This is a genomic window from Singulisphaera photorubra (assembly GCF_045290345.1).
In the GTDB taxonomy this organism is placed as follows: domain Bacteria; phylum Planctomycetota; class Planctomycetia; order Isosphaerales; family Isosphaeraceae; genus Singulisphaera.
This window is the reverse complement of sequence record NZ_CP155447.1, coordinates 4,872,942-4,893,434: the sequence shown is the minus strand read 5'-3', so window position 1 is coordinate 4,893,434 and position 20,493 is coordinate 4,872,942. Positions and strand designations below refer to the sequence as shown.

Annotated in this window: 13 protein-coding genes and 1 pseudogene; 12 read left to right on the top strand and 2 right to left on the bottom strand. The window is 62.2% G+C overall.

The features are described 5' to 3' along the window. The first annotated feature begins 12 nt into the window (after nt 1-12). The 9 genes from V5E97_RS18520 to V5E97_RS18480 all read left to right on the top strand — a co-directional run bounded on the left by V5E97_RS18520 (nt 13) and on the right by V5E97_RS18480 (nt 11,736). Nucleotides 13-1,401, top strand: a complete 1,389-nt coding sequence (locus V5E97_RS18520) for an acyclic terpene utilization AtuA family protein (RefSeq protein ID WP_406700761.1) — start codon at nt 13-15, stop codon at nt 1,399-1,401. Further along, nucleotides 1,401-1,754 carry an AtuA-related protein gene (locus V5E97_RS18515; RefSeq protein ID WP_406700760.1) on the top strand — a complete coding sequence of 118 codons (354 nt, stop codon included), beginning with the start codon at nt 1,401-1,403 and terminating at the stop codon, nt 1,752-1,754. Before V5E97_RS18520 ends, V5E97_RS18515 begins: the two co-directional genes overlap by 1 nt. Before the next feature lie 2 nt (nt 1,755-1,756). Further along, the gene (locus tag V5E97_RS18510; RefSeq protein ID WP_406700759.1) at nt 1,757-2,563 is read left to right on the top strand and encodes an enoyl-CoA hydratase/isomerase family protein; all 807 of its coding nucleotides are present in this window, start codon (nt 1,757-1,759) and stop codon (nt 2,561-2,563) included. A gap of 9 nt (nt 2,564-2,572) precedes the next feature. Continuing rightward, nucleotides 2,573-4,255 carry an AMP-binding protein gene (locus V5E97_RS18505; protein WP_406700758.1) on the top strand — a complete coding sequence of 561 codons (1,683 nt, stop codon included), beginning with the start codon at nt 2,573-2,575 and terminating at the stop codon, nt 4,253-4,255. A 250-nt stretch (nt 4,256-4,505) separates the two neighbouring features. Further along, entirely contained in the window at nt 4,506-6,413 is a 1,908-nt protein-coding gene (locus V5E97_RS18500; RefSeq protein WP_406700757.1) for a hypothetical protein, read from the top strand. Nucleotides 6,414-6,724: 311 nt separating this feature from the next. Beyond that, nucleotides 6,725-8,068, top strand: coding sequence for a hypothetical protein (locus tag V5E97_RS18495; RefSeq protein ID WP_406700756.1), 1,344 nt, complete (start codon nt 6,725-6,727; stop codon nt 8,066-8,068). A 210-nt stretch (nt 8,069-8,278) separates the two neighbouring features. Then, nucleotides 8,279-8,557, top strand: coding sequence for an acylphosphatase (locus V5E97_RS18490; RefSeq protein WP_406700755.1), 279 nt, complete (start codon nt 8,279-8,281; stop codon nt 8,555-8,557). A gap of 295 nt (nt 8,558-8,852) precedes the next feature. Further along, nucleotides 8,853-9,674 carry an ABC transporter permease subunit gene (locus V5E97_RS18485; protein WP_406700754.1) on the top strand — a complete coding sequence of 274 codons (822 nt, stop codon included), beginning with the start codon at nt 8,853-8,855 and terminating at the stop codon, nt 9,672-9,674. An 85-nt stretch (nt 9,675-9,759) separates the two neighbouring features. Further along, the gene (locus tag V5E97_RS18480) at nt 9,760-11,736 is read left to right on the top strand and encodes an ABC transporter ATP-binding protein (protein WP_406700753.1); all 1,977 of its coding nucleotides are present in this window, start codon (nt 9,760-9,762) and stop codon (nt 11,734-11,736) included. A gap of 198 nt (nt 11,737-11,934) precedes the next feature. Here the strand turns inward: V5E97_RS18480 and V5E97_RS18475 are convergent. Both V5E97_RS18475 and V5E97_RS18470 read right to left on the bottom strand, forming a co-directional pair. Next, nucleotides 11,935-12,701: pseudogene (locus tag V5E97_RS18475) on the bottom strand (SDR family oxidoreductase). Nucleotides 12,702-12,974: 273 nt separating this feature from the next. Continuing rightward, nucleotides 12,975-14,729 carry a S8 family peptidase gene (locus V5E97_RS18470; RefSeq protein WP_406700752.1) on the bottom strand — a complete coding sequence of 585 codons (1,755 nt, stop codon included), beginning with the start codon at nt 14,727-14,729 and terminating at the stop codon, nt 12,975-12,977. A 641-nt stretch (nt 14,730-15,370) separates the two neighbouring features. On the opposite strand from V5E97_RS18470, the gene kdsB reads away from it, so the two are divergent. The 3 genes from kdsB to V5E97_RS18455 all read left to right on the top strand — a co-directional run bounded on the left by kdsB (nt 15,371) and on the right by V5E97_RS18455 (nt 20,409). After that, complete coding sequence (kdsB, locus tag V5E97_RS18465; RefSeq protein WP_406700751.1) at nt 15,371-16,123, top strand: 3-deoxy-manno-octulosonate cytidylyltransferase; 753 nt, start codon at nt 15,371-15,373, stop codon at nt 16,121-16,123. A gap of 480 nt (nt 16,124-16,603) precedes the next feature. Next, complete coding sequence (locus V5E97_RS18460) at nt 16,604-17,002, top strand: BlaI/MecI/CopY family transcriptional regulator (protein WP_406700750.1); 399 nt, start codon at nt 16,604-16,606, stop codon at nt 17,000-17,002. After that, nucleotides 16,999-20,409, top strand: a complete 3,411-nt coding sequence (locus V5E97_RS18455; protein WP_406700749.1) for a M56 family metallopeptidase — start codon at nt 16,999-17,001, stop codon at nt 20,407-20,409. The genes V5E97_RS18460 and V5E97_RS18455 overlap by 4 nt, the downstream gene beginning before the upstream one ends. Nucleotides 20,410-20,493 lie beyond the last annotated feature (84 nt).

Sequence of the window (20,493 nt, the reverse complement as noted above, 5' to 3'; positions counted from 1 at the left end):
AGGCCAGCCACGATGGCCAACCGCACCCTTCGTGTCGGCAACGGCGCTGGCTTCTGGGGTGACAACCTCGACGCCCCTTTTCTGCTGGCAAGCGCCGGGCAGCTCGACGTCTTGACGCTGGAGTATCTCGCCGAGCTGACCCTCGCCATCCTGAGCCACCTCCGATCGAAGGATCCGGAGGCCGGCTACGTGGCCGACTTTCCCGAGTTGCTCGAACGTCTGTCTCCTCTTCTGAAGGAGCAAGCGGGCCTGCGGGTGGTCACGAACGCGGGCGGCCTGAATGCTCGTGCATGTGCCAGGCGGTGTGCGGAGGTGCTCGAGGCCGCGGGGCAGGGGGGCGAGCCTCTCGGAGTCGTGACGGGTGACGACCTGCTTGGCTCGATCCCAGCTTGGATCCGAGAGAATGTGGACCTTGCGCACATGGAGACCGGGGCACCCATTTCGACCGTCGCCGATCGCCTGGTGAGTGCCAATGCCTACCTGGGTGCGGAGCCGATCGCCAAGGCGCTCTCGGGAGGAGCGAGGATCGTCCTCACCGGGCGCGTGGCCGATGCGTCGTTGACCCTCGGGCCGGCTTGTGCTCACTTCGGGTGGGCCTGGAACGACTGGGATCGCCTGGCGGGTGGGTCGGCCGCCGGTCATGTCATCGAGTGCGGGGCGCAAGCGACGGGCGGGCTCTGGCATCGCTGGGATGAGATCCCGAACCTCGAGAATATCGGCTATCCGATTGCCGAGATCGACCGCGACGGCGCGAGCGTGATCACCAAGCCGGACGGCTCAGGAGGGCTGGTCAGCGTCGGTACGGTCGCCGAGCAAATCGTCTATGAGATCGATGACCCCGCCTGTTATCGAACGCCTGACGTCGATGTGGATCTGACCTCGATCTCGCTGACCGAGGTAGGCCCGAATCGCGTGGCGCTCCAGGGAGCGACCGGACGGCCGCCGAGCGATCGGCTCAAGGTGGCCGCAGTCTATCGCGACGGCTGGACGGCGAGCGGCTTGCTCGCCGTGGTCGGGCGCGGGGCTGAGGCCAAGGCGCATGCGTCGGGTTGGATCGTTCTGGAACGGGTCCGGCGCGCGGGTTTCGAACTGGCCGACTCACTCGTCGAATGCCTTGGGGCGGGGAGCGTCGTGCCCGGCGTTCTCGGGGTAGAGTCTCCTCCCTTCGAGGTCATGCTGAGGGTGAGCGTGCGTGACCCGAACCGTAAGGCGGTCGAGCGGTTCTGCCGAGAGTTCGCTCCACTGGTCACTTCGGGCCCTTCGGGGATCGCGGGCTATGCGTCGGGCAGGCCCTCGGCCCGCCCGGCCTTCGGATACTGGCCCACGCTGGTCCCTCGCCACCTCGTTGAGGCCAGGACGGAAGTCGGCCCGGTTTCGGATTGGTTGCGGAGGACTCAATAATGTTCAGCGATCAGCCGTCCGTTTCGCTCATTCGCGTCGGAGATGTCGCGCACGCCCGGAGTGGTGACAAGGGGAATCGTGCGAACATCGGCGTCGTGGCGAACGATGCGTGTGGTTATGCTTGGATGAAAGAGGTGCTGACCGCGCAGGCCGTCGCTGAGTTTTTTCGGCCGCTCAGGATCGGCGCGGTCCGGCGGTATGAGCTCCCCAAGATTCACGCTCTTAACTTCGTGCTGGAGAACGCCTTGGGAGGAGGCGCAAGCCGGTCACTCAGGATCGACTCGCAAGGCAAGGCCCTGGGCGTGGCGTTGCTCGAGATGAGACTGCCCGGACCCGCGACCGCGAAGGAATGACTATGCATGAATCGATGATTCTCCGGAACGATCAAGGACCGGTCGTCATCCTGACCCTGAACCGGCCCCAACGCCGAAACGCGCTGTCTCGGGACCTTGTGGCCGAGCTGAGCGATCACCTGACAAAGATCGAGGCCGAGCATGGCGCTCGCGCCGTTGTGCTGACGGGGGCCGACCCCGTATTTTGCGCGGGGATGGATCTGAAAGAGTCGATCCTCTCCGGAGAAACGGAGGAGTCTGAGAAGCAGGCGATCGCCGACGTTCAGGGGATTGCCGACCTCGTGGATCAGCTTCATCACCTCTCAAAGCCCACAATCGCCGCGCTCAATGGCGACGCCCTTGCCGGCGGGGCGGGGCTGGCGGTCGCCTGCGACTTCATCATTGCGGCGGAGCATGTCAGGATCGGCTATCCCGAGGTCCGCCGTGGCTTGGTCGCGGCGGTCGTGATGTACGACCTCGTCCGACAAGTCGGTGAGCGAAGGGCCCGTTCTCTGCTTTTGACAGGTGAGCCGATCTCGGCCGCCGAGGCCGAACGCTGGGGTCTATTCAATCGTGTTGTCGACCGCGGCTCCTGTCTCACTCAGGCGGTCGAACTTGGAGCCTCGCTCCTGGCCTCCGCCCCCCGGGCCGTGGCCACCACGAAGCGCTTACTCGACGAAGTGAACGGCCGCCCCGCGAATCTTCGGGGCCCGGCCGCGGTGACGGCCGCCGTCCGCGTCTCCGAGGAGGCCGAGGAAGGGATGCGTGCGTTTATCCACAAGCGACAACCCGTGTGGAACTGGTGTCGTGATCGAGTTGCCGAGGAGTGAGGCTGAGCCATGCCCCCTCGCAAAGCCCCATCGACCCCCTGGGTATCCGACCTGACCGTGGGGGCCGTCCTGCGCCGTACGACCGCGAGATTTCCCGAGCGGGAGGCCGTGGTTTTCCCGTCGTTGGGGATTCGCTGGTCGTGGAGCGAGTTCGATCGGCGGGTCGACTCCGTGGCGTCTGGTCTGCTTAGACAGGGGGTCGAGCGCGGTGAGCATGTCGGCATCTGGTCGATGAACTCCCCCGAGTGGGTGGTCACGCAGTTCGCAGTGGGCCGGATCGGGGCAATCTTGGTCAACATCAATCCAGCGTATCGACTCCATGAGCTGGAAGAGACCCTCGCAATGGCCGATGTCGCCACCTTGATCGTGGGCAGCTCGTTCAAAGATTCCAACTTTGTGCGGATGGTCGAAACGATCTGCCCCGAGGTGGCCCGTGCTGACTCTGCCGGCTGGGCCGCGGCGAAACTTCCCCGGCTCCGGCGATTGGTTTCCCTGAGCGAACGGCCAGGCCCTGCCTGGCTGAGCTGGACCGAACTTGAAACGGGCCCTGCGCACGAGGAGTTGAACTCGCGTGAACGATCGGCTCAATCGAATGATGTCTACAATATTCAATTCACTTCGGGAACCACCGGCCTTCCCAAAGGGGCGATGCTTACTCATCGAAACGTGTTAATGAACGCGTTTTATATCGGTGAGCGGGTTCGTTACGGACCCGACGATCGGGTCTGCGTTCCCGTGCCCTTCTACCATTGCTTTGGCTGCGTGCTGGGGACCTTGGTTTGTGCCCTGACCGGTTCCGCGCTGGTGGTCCCGGCGCCGAGCTTCGATCCAGGGCTGACCCTGGCCGCGATCGACTCCGAACGCTGTACGTCGATTTATGGTGTTCCGACCATGTTCGTGGCGGAGCTTGGCCATCCCGATCGTCTGCGTTTCGACCTTTCGAGCCTTCGGACCGGGATCATGGCGGGCAGTCCCTGTCCCTTGCCTTTGATGGAAGCGGTCGTCACCACAATGGGGGCGTCGCAGATCACGATCGGCTACGGCCAGACCGAGGCGTCGCCGATCATTACCCAGACGTCGGTTGACGACCCCATCGAGGTGCGGGTCGGCACGGTTGGCCGACCGATTCCGGGGGTTGAAGTGCAACTCGTCGACCCGGTCACTCGCGAGGAAGTTGGAGAAGGTCAAGCGGGTGAGCTTCGGGTTCGAGGCCATGGCGTGATGGCCGGTTACTACAAGGCCCCCGAAGCCACGGCACGCGTTATCGACGCGGCGGGGTGGCTTTACACCGGCGACCTTGCGATGCGCCGCGACGATGGAAATTACCGGATCGTCGGCCGTTGTAAGGAGTTGATCATTCGAGGCGGCGAAAATATCTATCCACCCGAAATCGAGGAATTCCTTCATCATCATCCGGCTGTCGCCGAGGTTGCCGTGGTCGGGCTGCCTGACGTCAAGTATGGCGAGGTGATCGCCGCGTGGGTTGTTCCCCAGCCGGGTGCCACCTTGACCGAAGAGGCCCTCCGCCACTATTGCCGGGGGCAAATCGCCCACTTCAAGGTTCCCCACTACATTCGGATCGTAGCCCAGCTCCCCAAGACCGTGACGGGAAAGATCCGAAAGGTCGACCTCCGCGCCGAGGGGATCGAGCTCTACGGCCTCGAGACCACCGAGACGATCCCGACGGCCTGAGCCCGATTTCTCGAATTGAAGTTCGCGAGAGCCCCAGACGCCTCTGAGGCAGAGGCTGGAAAGCTGGACTAGCCTGACTGTTGAAAATGAAACGAGTTACGTCACGGATTGAAACGTACAAGCGGCCGTACTTCGATCGGGGTCGGCGCGAGTCCGAGCGGCGGTCCTTTTCAGCTGATTTTAAGCCCAGGCGTGAATCGTTGATAATCATGACGCATTCTGTGTGGCCGTTCCGATGATTTTTGAGACGATGGATGACAATCGCATCAAGCTGAACCCATGTTGGATCGCTCAGAAGGCTCAGGGGCTTGCGCTCGTCTGGCTTCTTGGGTTCAATCAGGTGATGGCTCAAGCTCCGTCGTCACGTGTGCCCCAGCGTGAACCGGTCATCACAGGGCTTTACCCTCCGGGCGTCGCCGTCGGCCGCACGACGAAATGGACGCTCAGCGGCCGCAACCTCGACGTTGATTCGCGGCTCCGCATTTCCGGATCCGGGGTCGAAGTGCTGGATCAGCAGATGACGGCCGAGGGTCGGCTCACGGTCTCGGTCCGAACCCACGCAACGGCGGCGCCTGGAGTCCGCGAGTTGAGGGCTGACGGCCCATTCGGCCTGTCCAACCTCGTGCTGTTCCGGGTCGACACGCTCGACCAGATCGAAGAGTCAGAGCCGAATGACGACCCTGCCCACGCGGATGCGCTGAGCTTGAACGCGGTGGTCAGCGGTGTTCTCGAGGATCGTGACGTTGATCACGTCCGGATCGAGGGACGTGGGGGGGAACCAGTTACCGTCGAGGTTGAGGCGCGTCGGTTGGGTTCGCCGATCAGGCCGGTTGTGACGCTTCTCGATGGGGCTGGACGCTCCTTGATTCAAGAAAGAGAGACTCCCGGCCTTGAGGGAGACTGTCGCGTCACGTCACGGTTTCCAACGGACGGAACAATCGTCGTCCGGGTTCACGACGCACTCTACCAAGGTGGAGCGGGGACGAGTTATCGACTCCGGGTCTTCACGATTCCCTTCGCCACGGCGCTCTTTCCACTAGGCGGGGCCCGCGGGGAACCGATCGACCTGATCGTCTCCGGCGGCACGCTGGACGTTCCACTTCGCCAACGCATCGTGATGCCCGATCACCCTGGCACCTTCGTGGAAATCGGCCCGTTTGACGGGCCGAGCGGACCTCTTATCGTGCCCTATCGACTTTATGTGGGAGAGGGACCGCACATCGTCGAAGCTCAGCTTAGCCCGCAAGGCCGACCCGGGACGCGACTCCCTCGAGGTTCCACCGCCAACGGTTGCATCGAGAAACCGGGAGAGGTGGATCGCTATCGTGTCGCGGTCCGGCAAGGCGAGAAGCTGCGAGTCGGAATCCAGGCGGCGCCGCTCGGTTCCTGGCTCGACTCGGTGGTGACAGTCCGCGATGACCAGGGCCGTCGAATCGCCGAAAACGACGACCCGTTGGAAGGTGATTCGACTCTCGTCGTGCCCTGGTCGTCGGGGCAGGGGGCCTTTCCCACCGACAGCCTGCTCGTGCACCAGGCCGAGGCCGATGGAGATTGGCTCATCGAGGTTGCCGACCGTTACGGCAACGGTGGCGCTGAGTTCGCTTACCGATTGACCGTCGAGCCGGCTCGGCCCGACTTTCTCGTCACCTTCCAGCCGGATCAGGCTACGAAACGCCTCGAATTGGGAGAGCCGGGCACAGGGACCGAGGCGCTGGGGACAGAGGCATCGAACGGGCCGGCAGGGGTCTTGAACCTGGCCCCGGGATCGAGTCGACGAGTCCGGTTGAGGATTGCGGTGGAGGGTCGGATTCCCTCGATCGTGCTTCGAGCGACCGGTCTGCCGTCCGGGGTCACCGCCGAACCCGTGACGATCCGTGCGGAGCGAGGAACTGGTCGACCGGCGGCAGGTAAGTTTCGTCCCACTCAACTCCCGGCTGAGTTGACCTTGCAGGTTGCCGAGGACGCGGGGTCAGCCGTGGGTGAATTGAAAGTGATCGCCACGGCTTCGATGACGGACGGGGCTCCATTATCTCGGGAGGCGACCGTCTGGATCCCGCTTGGCCAGGGCACCGAGATGTTCCCTCTCCAGCCTGTCTTCCGAGAGCTGAGCGCCTTGCCAGTCAAGGTCGTCCGTTCCTTGGGAGCAGGGCAACCTTGAGGGTTGCGTAAATTAAGAGGGGCTGAGCGGGCGCCGTGGGTCAGTTATCGTTGGTATGATCGGTATCTCAGGGACATTAGAACCCCTGGTTGAACTCGAATCGCGAAATCGACCGATGGCGAATGGTCGAGTTGCCGAAGAATAGGGGGGAGACTCGTTCGAATAAACCGGGGACTTTGGACGTCCAACGTCATTGGAGTTTCACGGTTGGGACGGGTCAGTTGGGAATACACTGGTGAATAATTCGGGCCAGGGAGGGCGATCTTTGAACGGGTCCTCAGCAGCGGCCCCGTCCAGAAAGGTCCAACGCGATGTTGTGGCGACACCTTTGCCTGGCCCGGGCCTGGTCGGCCGCGGGCCTCTCGACCTGTTTGATCTTCGCAGGTTCGGCGTTCGCCGAGCCGGAAGAGCCATCGCCCGCGGCCGGAGCCGTCACCGAGACGGTTCGCGTGCTTGATGCGCGGCAGGCTGGCGATATTGAACTCGAGGTTCGCGGACAAGGTCAGGATCGAGTCCGGTTTGCGATCCGCAATACCTCCTCCAAGCGACTGAACGTGGTGCTGCCGCCCGGCTTGGTGGCCGCCAGCGCCACCGGTCAGCGGGGTGGTGGTGGCTTCCAGAGCATGGGCCTAGGAACCCCGACCAATCGGCCCGGGGGATTCGGCCAGTTCCGTGGCGCGGCCGGAAGCGAAGCCGGTCTGCACTCGATTCCGGTCAATTCGACCGATCAGCAATCGAGCACCGTCACCGTCCCCGTCGGCAAGACGATCGACCTGACGCTGCCCGCGGTCTGCCTCAATTTCGGCATGGCGACGCCGACCGGCCGCGACCATTTCGAGCTGATGGATGTGGATGAATATACAGGCGACCCACGCGCTCGCAAGGCGCTGCGAAGCCTCGCGACACTCGGGACCAGCCAGGGGGTCGCTCAGGCGGCCATGTGGCGGATTTGTAACGACGTCCCGTTCGAATTGATGCGTGCTCAGGCGGGCAAGATTATCAATGGGCACGAAGTAGCGCTCGCCGCTCGCTTCGTCGAAGCCGTCGACGCGTCTGGTGAGTCCGACGTGATCGATCCGAGCTATCTTGCCGAGTCTCGTCTCTTCATTCGGGTCCAGGGGGAAGGCGAACTCGCGACCGAGGCGAGCCGACTTCAGGGGGCGCTCGAAGGCTTGCACCTCATGGGGCTTCCGCTCTGTGTGGTGAGCGACAAAGAAGGGCCTACAGCCGCTGTCCCCGCCCTCTTTTTGAACGTCACGCTGACGGCAAGCCAGACGGGTGAAACCCGCGGACGCGTGGTGGTGAGCCGTTCTTCTCTCAACGAGGGGTGGCTGCCGTTGGGTAAGACCAACTTTACGGAAGGCTCGACGGTCACGGTCCTTGATGGTCCGGGACTGGCCCGTGCACTCGACCACGCGATGGCCTCCACGTTCGTTTCGGTCAAGGTCGCCCGTAAGGGGGCGAGTGGCACGACTTTGAAGGTCGAGAACCGTCTCCCCTTCACCCTGGCGAACGTCACCATCAAGGCGGACGGGTCCTCGGGAGCTCCGGCCACGCCGTTCCAGGCAGTTGGAATTGGACCGGCTCGCACCGGTCAGGTTTCGATCCAGGCGGCCAATGGGTCGATCGACCGCATCGAACTCAACGGGCTTTGATCGGAAGGCCCGAGGATTGACTCAAATCGGCGGCGCGGTCTTCGATCGGAGGGCCGCGCCGCTTTATTGACTCGTTCGTGTTCAGGCTCGATTGCTCGTGGTTTGCCAGGCTTGCCTTCGCCAGTTCTCTCCCGCTAGAATAAAACCTTGGGAGCTCGGCAAATCGATTTCGGTTTGTCGTTTCGATCGGCCCTTCGCGAGCTGAGTCTCATGCCATTGGAGCGTCGCCGAGTTTATTACTCGGGCCGAGTGCAAGGCGTGGGATTCCGTTTTACCACCCAGCATTTAGCCCAGTCGTTTGAAGTCTCGGGTTACGTTCGCAACCTCGACGATGGCCGGGTCGAACTGGTCGCTGAAGGGGAGCCGACTGAGCTTCAACTACTGCTCGACTCGATTCATCATGCCATTGGAGACAAGATCCACGCCGCGCGTACCGAGAGCCTACCCGTAGGCGAGCCAGAGCTTCGGGGTTTCGAGATCCGGTATTAGTTCTCGACCGCCTTTGATCTCTGTCGAATGAGGTTCATCCTGGCTGTCTCGATCTCCAAGTGTGATCGCTTCGATGGACGTGTTTTTCCTTGCAATTGGCACTGTTCAAGCAACCGGTCAGGCAACCCAGTTCCTTCTGCCTCCAAAGGGGGCTCGCGGGGTTGATTCCGATCCGATTGCCAGGCGGTGAGCCGGGACTTCAGGGCTTTACGATCACTCATTGATTCTCAGGTCTCATAATCTCGGCCGAGCCAACCTGGGTAAGGCCTCCTCCATCTTTCGAGTCATCGCCTCCATGAAAGCTCTCACCATCGCGTTCGCGACCGCCAAGGAAGCGATCAGACAGCCGGCCTTCTTCGTCCTGACGTTCATTGCCGGATCGTCCTTGATCTGTTCGGTCTTCGTGTCGTATTTCACGTTCGGCGAAGACATCAAGATGTACAAGGATACGGGGCTGACGACCATCTCCTTCGCCGGTTTGCTCCTGGCGCTACTTACGGCCAGCTCAACCGTGGCCGAGGAGATCGATGGAAAGACGGCAATCACGCTGCTCTCCAAGCCGATCAATCGCAGGCAGTTCATCATCGGCAAGTTTTTGGGAATCGAGCTGGGCGTCTTGCTCTTGTTCGTGATTCTCGGATCACTCTTTGAGATGGGGGTCTGGTACAAGTACGCCTACGACCTGAGAGAATCAGCCGGAGGGGTTGCCGAATCCGCCAAGCAACTGGATCAGGTCAAGCAGGTCTTGCCAGGCCTGGCCCTCGGCTTTTTCGAAGTGACGGTCCTGGCGAGCTTGAGCGTGGCGATTTCGACGCGATTGCCGATGCTCGTCAACCTGGTTGTCTGCATCGCCGTCTTCTTTCTCGGTCACCTATCGCCGGTCCTCGTGGAAGTGACGGGAGGCGGAAATGTGAACGAGCTGATCAGCTTCATGGCGCAGCTCTTCGCATGGATTCTCCCCGGGCTCGAGTTCTTCAACGCCAGTCCGGCGATCTCCACGGGGGTCATGATTCCCTGGGTCGGCTACGTTCTGCCCGCTCTCGGCTATTGCATGTTGTACAGTGGAGTATGCCTTCTGTTCGCGTTCCTGCTCTTTGAGGATCGCGACCTGGCCTGAGCCGACGTGGGTCCCGGGCGACACGTCGGATTTCCTGAACCGAGTTCCGACATCGCCCTCCTCTCACGTCGACGGGACATGACGCATGCAGGCCGACGCGTATTCTCGCGCTCGCAAGCTCCTCGAGAATCGGTCCAGGACGGTGGCGATCGCCAACGTCCTCGGGGCCTTGCACTCGTTGCTGATTCTCGGTTTGTTGGGAGTGGCCGGTTTGCTTGCGAGCCTTCTGGCCTCGCGTGGTGTGGCTCAAATACCCACACGCGAGGTGGCCACGCTACCCTCATGGGTGACGAGCCGCGAATCGGGAGTCGTCCATGATGTGACGGTCTTCAATGACAGCGGTCTCTTTCCCTTGGTCGCGGCCAATTGGTCGAGCCCGAACACCTTGCACCGTCAAGGAGCCCGGGCTCTCCTCAAAGTGATCCGCCGCGTCCCCACGCTGATGAACAACGTGGGAGCGCTCACGAGCCTCCTGGCGATCGCGGCGGGCCTGCTCCTGGCGATCAGTCTGATTGCCCAATATCGACGTTCGGTCCTGGCCGACGCGGCCAGTGAGGTGGCGACCACACTCCGCCGCCAGATCCACCGACAGATGTATCGGCTCGGCCAGTCCTCACTCCCGACGGAGGGGATCGGCCCGGTAATCAACTTGCTGACCCGCGAAGTCAACGACGTCCGCGACGCGATCTTCGCCGAACTCGATCATTCGGTTCGAATGCCGGTCCTGGCGATCGGCCTGCTGGCAATCGCGCTCTTGATGTCTCCCATATTGACCGTTTTTCTGGCCTCGCTCGGAACCCTGATCTGGCTCACGTCACGAATCATGAACAAGGATGCGCGCCTTGTGTCAGATGCGGCAATGCGTGACGCGGCCGTTCAGCTCTGCCTGTTGCACGAAGACCTCGGCCTGCTCAGGCTGGTGCGCGTCTTCGGTATGGAGAACATCGATAAACAACGCTTTGACGAGCATCTTGAGCGGTTTCGAGACGCGGACTCTCGTCGGATCAAGACCGAGGGAAGACTGAACCCGGCCAACGGTCTGCTCTACGGTGCTTCGGCCATCCTGGCGATCAGCCTTTTGGGATACAACGTGACCGTTTCACAACGGCTCGCGCCGGCCTCAGCCTTGATCCTGGTCGTATCGCTCGCGGCCTTGATCCATCCGATCATCGAGTGGGTCCAGATGCGTCGGATCCTCCGCCAGGCAAATCGATCGTCCGAGGGGATTTTCGAGTTCCTGGAACGAAAAACGGAGTTGCACCAGCATGGGGGAGCGCATTTTCTTCCCCCGATGCGCGATCGAGTCACTCTGGAAAACGTCTCGCTCGAAAGCCGCTCCGGCCGCGTCTTGCTCGACGGTGTCTCCGCCGAGTTTCGAGCGGGCACGCGGACCGCAGTGATGGGGTTGGATGAGGATGCGAAGCTCGCGCTGGCCTGTCTGATTCCACGGTTGATCGATCCCCAGGTCGGCCGGGTCCGGATCGATGGGCAAGACTTGCGTGACGTGACCTTGGAATCGGTCCGGGCTCAGGTCGCGATCGTGCTCCAGGCCGATCTTGTGTTCACCGATTCGGTGGCGATGTGCATCGGGCTGGGTGATCCGAGCTACTCACTGCCTCGGATTATCGAAGCCGCCAAGGTGGCCCACGCGCACAACTTCATTCAAGACCTGCCCCATGGGTATGACACGGTCATCGGACCGCTCGGCCACTACCTCGAAACTGACGAGCTCTATCGGATCGCCCTGGCGCGGGCCTATCTGCACGACCCTTCCATCGTGATCATCGAGGAGCCGAGCGGACCGCTCGACGATGACACGAAGCACTTGATTGATGATACGATCGCGCGGATCGGCCAGAACCGGACCTTGATCATTTTGCCCCATCGGCTCTCAACGATCCGGTCGTGCCACCAGATCATCGTCTTGCAGAACGGCCGGGTCGAGTCGGTCGGACAGCCACGGCAGCTTCAGAACGAGAGCAAGCTTTACCGCCACCTCCAATACGTCGAGTTCAACCAGTTTGCAACCGGTGACATCGAGGCTGGACAGATGAACGGTTAAACGCAGTTCGACCTATTGCCCCGACTGCACGAGGGGTCAGGCGAAGAATTTGACTGGATCGACACCCACACAGATTTTGCCGCTCCGGAAGGGCTGCAAAATCTGTTTGTGTATCAGGAAACACGATAAGCCCGAGTGGTCGCGCCACCCTTAATGGAGAGCAACGTGGCCACTCGAGAGTCATCGAGACCTGGGCGCTCAGAAGTAATCGTCGACGGTCGGTGTGATGACCAATTCCGGTACGTGGGCTCGGGGATTGAGCTCCACCAGGAAGCGGACCGCCGCGGCGAGGTCCGCCGGCTGAAGAATGGCCTCTCGGCGCTCTTGACCGACCGGGACGGGTCGGCCGTCGAGAATCGGGGTGTTGACCTCGCCAGGATAGATCACGGTCGAACGGATCCCCCGGGTGCCCTCCTCCCGGCCCAGGCAAATGCCAAGCGCAGCCTGGCCGAACTTGGAGGCGGAATAGCCTCCTCCTCCCAGGACGCTGGCCCGCTTTCCCGAGATCGAGGCGATTTGGATGACCAATCCTTCGCGCCGTTCTCTCATTGAGGAAGCACGGCGTGAACGAGGTTGAACGCCCCTGTGAGATTGGTTGCGATCATCAGGTCCCAGTCGGCGGGATCGAGCACTTCCAGTGATCGATTCCGCACGTTCGTACCGGCGTTACAGACCAGGACGTCGATGACGCCGAAGTCCTTCAAAACACGTTCAACCACGGAATTGACCGAGGCTCGGTCGGCGACGTCGCACGAGGCGATCAAGGCCGGACCCGATTTCTGCGTCAGTTGGTCGCGAGTGCGTTCGAGCTTCGCCTGGTCACGGCCAACGAGTGCAACTCGCAGACCCATCTGATCCAGAGCCAGCGCGATACCCTGACCGATCCCACTGCCCGCCCCCGTGATCAGGGCGGTCTGAGTTTTTGTGGCCAATCCAACCTCCAGGATGCGAGAAGGCCCCGCCACCTCGTCCCGAAGGACGAGACGGCAGGGCCGATGTTCGCGCTTATCGTCGCGAATCGCGGACGACTCACTCGTGGTTGATTCTAACGGATCTTTCGGAATCGGGCAAACGCCGACCGTCGAGCGGAGTGCAGTGGTCCAGATGGAGTCGGAAGCGAAGGCGTGACAGGCTCGCCTGCGTCGGATTTCTTGATTTTGCCGGTCGTACGCGTTTCACCGAGCTGCACGGCTTTCCCGTTCGCTCCCCAGAGACGGATCGAGTTTTTGCCCGACGGGCTACTGGAGAATGTGGTGGAGAACAAGCCTGCCAACTTGTCGGCACTCTGGTTGGTCAATAGCCGACCATCCACAAAAATTGAGATGCCGCCCGATGAGTTCGATCCCTGAGAAGAATCGGGGATCGGTGTCGGCGTGGGGGCCGGTGTTGGCGTCGGCGTGGGGGCCGGTGTCGGCTTCGGCGTGGGGGCCGGCGTCGGTGTCGGCGTTGGGGCCGGCGTCGGTGTCGGCGTTGGGGCCGGCGTCGGTGTCGGCGTTGGGGCCGGCGTCGGTGTCGGCGTTGGGGCCGGCGTCGGCGTCGGTGTCGGCGTTGGGGCCGGAGTCGGTGTCGGCGTTGGGGCCGGAGTCGGTGTCGGCGTGGGGCCGGCGTCGGTGTCGGCGTGGGGCCGGTGTCGGAGTCGGCGTCGGTGTCGGTGTCGGAGTGGGGGCCGGTGTCGGAGTCGGCGTGGGGGCTGGAGTCGGCTTCGGCGTTGGAGCGGGTGTCGGCGTCGGAGTCGGTGCGGGCGTTGGCGTTGGCGTTGGCGTTGGCGTTGGAGCCAACTCCTGCGGTTGGAGATTAGGCTGTCCCGGCGGCGAGGGGATCAGGCCGGCGGCTTTGGGGATATCGAGCCTGCCGATGTTGATTCCGGTTGCGGGGTCGGAGACCGGATCGGACCCTTGCTTGATCCAGCCTTCGAGCTGGTCGACCGTGGGCAGGGTGTTAAAGCGCTTCGCGTAAATCTGCTGGAGCAAGACGACCGCGCCGGTGACCTGAGGGGCGGCAAAGCTGGTTCCGTCGCCGCTCGAGAACCCGCTGCCATTGGTGGGGGCGAGGATCCCTTTGCCGGGGGCGGCAATATCCGTGGCCGCGACACCGCCGATTGCCGCGCCCAGCCGCTGGGCATTGGACACAAGCTGATCCGACGAGTCGGTAGCGGTTACGCTGATGGTATCGGGGATGATCGCGGTGAAGCCTTCTCCCTGGGCACCCCTGAAGCTGTTGCCGGTCGCCGTGATCACGGGAATTTTGAGCGTTTCGAGCGTTCCAACCAAGTTGGTAATTCGTTGGCCGACGCCACCATCACGGGCAAACCAGTTTTGCGCGTAGTTGTTGCCATCAGATAAAGAAATATTGACAGCTGTGATGTTATGTTCGCTGTGGTGATCGATCACCCACTGAAGCGCATCACCCACACGGTTGAAATCGCTCTTGCCGTCATTGCCGAAGACTCGAAGCGCAACGATATCGGCGCCGGGGGCGACTCCCGGATTCGCCTTATCGTTCGAGGCAATGATGCCCGCCACGGCGGTCCCGTGCGAGCTGCCCGATGGCATGGGGTCGGAGCTATTGTTGGAGAAGTCGAACCCCGCAACGACCTTGTGTCCTGGGCCGAAACCACCCCCCAACGCGGAATGGTTATAGTTCACCCCGGAGTCGATCACGGCGACCGTCATTCCGGATCCGTCGACGCCGAATTGAGCCCGCGCCTGGGATGCACCCACCAGACTGTCGGAATTCGAAATCGCTGCGTTGCTCAACGCCGAGGTGGTGATGTGGGGCGTTGCGATTTGTGACGGATCCGCCTGCTTATTGTGAAACGCTGCAATCTGCCGAGCACGTGTCAGCTGCTGATGTTTATGCTGCTGATGTTGCTGGAAAAGATGGGATTTGTGGAACCGAGGAGTCGCCGATAAAAGGGTCCGTACCTCCAGCGCTTCGATCTCTGGCTTACTCTGACTGCGATCCGGGCGACGGGTCTTGCGGATCCACCCCATGTATTCAACCTCCCCAGACGACCGCCAAACCATTGGCTATGGCCGCCCCGCAATTCGATAGTGAACGCCCCCCTTCCATGGCGCATCACGGTCCCTTGGCTTGTGGAAGCGGGGTCCATGACGCGGCTACCGGGGTCAAATCAACAACCCCTAAATAGGCAGAGCGCAAGCAATAGTTGAAGGCGACGGACCGTTCAGTAGACGCAGGGACGAACCATTCAGGTCCGCCATCGACCGGCGATGAACGGGAGCCCCGAGAGTGTTGAATCCCATTCCGCACGCAACCGTAAATCAGAGTGCCCGCGGGCTTCTCATTGAATCAATTGCGACGGTCGTGATTCTTCCGACGAGCAGTCTGCTGGGGAGCATCAGACATCATTGTCCAACATTCGTCCGGCGAGATTCCTCCAACGACTGAGACACACCAGGCCACGCTGCATCTTGCGGCATGGGTCCGGCCGGGCACCCCTCGAAGATCCGTCCCGATGGGGTTCGACTCCCTGAGCGAATTGGATCCCTCCAGTTGCCAGAGAGTCGGGCTCGGCTATAGTGAACGTTCCTGTTGATGCACTCATTCGAAGGCGACTGTCCTTCAGTGCCCCTTGTATCGGAAGAAGACCGGAGGGAGTTTTCGTCGAAACATGGAAATAGTTGCTGTAATCCCGGCTCGCTTCGCTTCAACCCGACTGCCCGGCAAACCCCTTTTATCCGAAACAGGACGACCCCTGATTCAGCACGTGGTTGAGGCCGCACGCCGCGCAACCCGCCTGGATCGGATCATCGTTGCAACCGATGATCGTGCCATCGCCGAGGCGGTCGCCGCCTTCGGAGGAGAGTGCGCGATGACTCGCGCCGATCACCCGAGCGGCACCGACCGTGTCGCCGAGGTGGCCGAGGGATTGCCCGAGGCGGGAATCGTCGTCAACCTCCAAGGCGATGAGCCAGAGATTTCTCCTCACGCTCTCGACCTTGTGATCGCACTGCTCGAGAACGACCCCGAAGCCTCAATGGCTACCCTCGCCACTCCGATCCGGTCCGAGGCGGATTATCTGGACCCATCGTGTGTCAAAGTCGTCTGTAGCGCCGCGGGGCAGGCCCTCTACTTCTCGCGCAGCCCGATCCCTTATCATCGCGACGGTCGGCCCGACTTCTCCTCATCATTCCCATTGGCCTATCTCCATCTCGGTCTCTACGCCTATCGCCGTGATTTCTTACTGCGACTGGCGACACTCCCCCCTTCGCCCCTCGAAAAGATCGAAAAACTGGAGCAACTCCGTGTCCTCGAAGCCGGCCATCGCATTGCTGTCGGCCTCGTCGATGAACCGAGCGTCGGAATCGATACACCCGACGATTACCGCCGCTTCGTCGAACGCTGGCGGTCCGCAGGGGGCTAGTTGGGCGGGCACCGGCCACCTTCTTGACTCGACATCGTTTTGCGGAATCGTTTTTGAATGTGATTGGATTCAAGATATCGAATTCTTAGCAATGAACGAGTTTGTCGCAGAGTCGACCGAGCAATCGTTCTTTGCCAAGGGCACAAACCTCTAAACGCAGAAGAGTTCATGTAAGACATTTTTATGAACCCTGCGGGGCGATCGTCGAATGCCTGGGGTTCGTTCTGACGGTCGCCCGTCTGTCGCTGAAGCTTGCAGTGATGATGAATCGATCTTGAAGGTGGAACCAACATCGATCGGAACGCATGCCTCATTCGGGATGCGTAATGCGTGATTGGCTTTTCTGACTCGCCAACACCACGAGCGGATCAGCTCATCTTTTGCGGAAAAATCGTCTCTCTCAATCGCCCCTTGCCGCTTGACCCTACTGTGAGTCTAGTAGATACTGGAGTCATAGTAGCCAGGCGAGGGGGAGCATTGATGAAGTCCATACGACCGTCAGAGCTGGAATTGCAGGTGCTCGCGGTGCTCTGGGACCGGGGTCCGTTGTTAGTGCGGGAGGTGCAGGAGGCGCTCCCCGATGGGAAGGACCGCGCCTATACGACGGTCCTTTCGGTGTTGCAGGTGATGGAGAAGAAGGGCCTGGTCGGGCACTCGCAGCAGGGCCAGTCCCACGTCTATCACTCCTTGGTGAAGCGTGGGCAGGTCTTGAGGCCGATGATGCGTGACCTGTTGCGCAACGTCTTTGGCGGCAGCCCGGCGCGTGCCTTGCAATCCCTGCTCGACGGATCGAAGCTCGATGCGGAAGAGCTCGCGCAGATTCGCCAGGTGATTCAGGATGCGGAGCGGAAGGTGGCCCCGGAGGAGAAGGCCCCATGAACGCCCTTGATCTCTTTGAGCAACCGGCCTGGCGACACCTCGTCTTCGCACTCTCGCATACGCTCTGGCAAGGCGCGGTGCTGGCACTCCTTCTGGTCGCTGCGTTGCGTCGAGTCTCGGTTCGCCATCCCGAAGCACGTTATCTCCTGGCGCTGGCCACTCAGTTCGGGGTGTTGTTTACCGGCCTGGCGACCTGGGCCGTCCTCGAATCCCAGCCGCCGCGGCCTCTGCCCGTTCGTCACGCCCCGTTCGCGGTCGTCGGGGATCGCTCGGTACTCCCGCAGTCCCCGCCCGCCATCAAAGGAGAGGCGTCTGCGGAGTTCACACCAAGGCACGTCGGTTGGGTGCCGGTGGCGGCTTTGGGCTGGCTGGCGGGCGTGCTCATCATGCTGGCGCGTACGACCGGCTCGGCATTGGCGGCCGTCCGCCTGACGCGCGGGCCGCGGGTCCAGGATCGGGATCTCCTCGACCTGGTGGAACGCCTTCGACGTGAAATCGGCATTCGCTGCCATATTCAAGTGGTTTCTTGCGAAGCTAAACTCGGGCCGTGCGTGCTGGGCTTGGTCTGGCCGACCATCGTGCTCCCGCTCGCCTTCATGACCGGCCTGCAGGCCGACGAGTTGCGGGCGATCCTTGCTCATGAGCTCGAGCACATTCGACGGCGAGACTACCTCTGGAACCTGGTCCAGTTGCTTGTCGAATCGCTCCTCTTCTTCAACCCGGTCGTCTGGTGGTTGGGCCGGCAGGTTCGGATTGAGCGTGAGGCCTGCTGCGACGCGGCGGCCGTGGCCTTGACCGGCCGGCCCCTCGACTACTCGCGGGCCCTGGCCGGCTGGGCCGAGCGCAGCTCAACGGCGGCGCCGCACGCGGTCGCTGTTGCCTGGGGTGGCCCGCGGCATCTGTCCCCGTTGCGCGAGCGGATCCTCCGCATTCTGCGGCCCGGCGAACGGCCTCGGGCACGGATCTCTTGGGGCGGGCTTCTTGTCCTGCTGTCGGTTGGGCCTCTGGCTCTGTTCGGTTTGCATCGAGGAACTCGGGTCGCCGTCAAACTGGCCGCCCAGGTACTTGCCCCCGCCGAAAGGCTCGAGCGGCTGAAGGTTGCACAGGCCGATTACGCACCGCTGGACCTGGAGCCAGCGGGAGAGGGCCAGGGCAAGGTCACGATCAAGGGGACGATCCGCACCCCCGATGGCTCGCCCCTGCGCAAGCCAATCAACGCCTCCATCATTACGCGATCGCGGAACTTCTCGAACTCGGCTGCGGTAAATCCCCTCAAAGAGTCCTTCTCGTTCGAGTCGAACGCCGCGGGCTCGACATACCTCTCTCTCGAACCCGAAGACTATGCCCCCACCTTTGTCGGCCCCTTCGTCACGCGGCGAGGTCAGACTGTTGAGGGGATCAACGTTCAACTCGATGTAGGATTCCCCGCGCGGGTCCGCGTGGTGGACGAGCGGGGTGCGCCAGTCGCCGGCATACGGGTCAAAGGAGGCCTGATCATAGAAGGGGGCTCGTTGTACAGCAGCGAGGGCTGGGGCACCGACGATGCGGGCATCGCCACCATCCCGCATGCGTCGCGACGCCCCTATCGGGTGAGCATTGACGGACCCGGATTTCAGCCATTCTCCGCGGATCGCGTGATGTTCAAACCGGATGTCGAGACGAAGTTGACCATCACCCATGCGGAGCCGACCCGTGGTGTCGTTGTGACGCACGACGGTGAACCGATCGCGGGGGCTCGCATCAAGACCTTTTTTGAAAACGGGCCAACAGGTAGTTGGGGGCACGCCGGTATCGGTCCCCCGATTGCCACCACGGATTCGGCCGGACGTTTCACGCTCGATCGACTTGAAGAGGAGAAGACCTATGCGTTTGTCATCGAGTCGGACGCTCATGGTCGTTCGATCGTGATGGGCGTCGAGTCCGGCCAGGCCGGCTTGCGCTGGAGTGTCGATCGCGATCGCACGATCGCCGGCACGATCCGGGGCGATCTTGCCCCCCTCGATCGGAGCGGTGGTAAGCCGGTCGTCCGGGTTCGCCAGACGGTGATCATTCCTGATCTCCAGCGTGGACAGCAATCTCAGGACCTCTTCTGGAGCGTGCCCGTCGAGGCGACAGACGGCGGTGGCTCGTTTCTCATCAAGGGTCTTTTGCCGGGCGAGGCGACCTTGTCGGCCGGAAAAGAGAGCCGGCGGCTGGTCGTGGAGCGGCCGGTGGATTCGGTGACGATCGACCTGACTCAACCGATTGCTTTAATAAGTATAAGTAAGCGTAGAATCGTGCTTCGGATCAGTACGCCCGATGGGGCGGTCCAACCGTCGGGATCAGTCCAGGTCCTTGCGGCGTCCCGAGCGGCCGGGTCACCGGCCACCGGCAGTCGCAGTTTGCCGATCGAGGAGGGGAAAGTAGAGTTCGATGCCCCGGTTCCGGGCTCCGTTCATTACGAGTCGCAGGGGGTAGTGGGCTACTGGTTCCCGAGTGGGAGCTTCGAGGTTGAGGCGGGAGACGAGCCGAAGGAGGTCGAGGTACGGGGCGTGCCGGCCGGGGCGATCGTCGGCCAGGTGCTCGATGCTGACGGGCACCCGATTGACCAGAGAGTCTCTGTCGGATACGTCACGGCCGAGATGCCGGGGGACCTGAAGGGGGTACACCCAGCGCGATCTCAGTCCGTCGTCGCTATCCAGGGCCGCTTCTTTCTTTCCCCGTTGCCGATCGGTGGCACCTACGTTGTTGTCGCGTCTCAAGGTCATAACACTCAGATCAGCCGCCCGGTCAAACTCGATGGCACAAATGCGGTCGAGCGCATCGAGATTCGGTTGGCGAAGCCGGTCGCAGCCTCGGGGCGGGTCATCGGCCCGGATGGTCGGCCGATCCGAGGACTGCCGGTTACGCTGAAACTGGATCATTCTCAGGCGAGGACGACGTGGGACCCGCCCACGCTGACCGATCGTGAGGGCCGGTTCCAGTTCGATAACCTCAGTTCCGAGTTCGGTCCCTACCGTGCCGCCCTCGACCTCCGTAAGGAGTACCAGCCGGCCGAAGAGACGCTGAATCCGGGAGGTCCGCCGGTCGAGATCCGCTTGGCCTTTGGCCAGGTGGTGGAGGGCCGCATCCTGGACGCGGCGACGGGATGGCCGATTCCGGGAGTCGAGATTTACGCCCACATGCCCCAATGGCGCGCGGGCGAACGATACGCATTTGAGGCCGAGGGGAAAACCGACGAGCAGGGGCGATTCCGATTTAGCAACCTGCCGGCTCGGTCTGTCAGCCTGAACGATCGCGACGGCCTGCGCTGGGTATCACCGGGCGACTCGCGCACGGTCGAGACCGACCGCGGCGAGACGTTCGAGATTCGCGCGACCCTACCGGCCTGGAGTCCGCTCAAGCCAGTTGAACCCCGAGGCAAGTGACTGCGTGAGCCCGGGGTCGGATGACGGCACCTCACCTCAGGTAGACCGCTTCGATTCCAGTGTTATGGATGCGAAACGGTGACC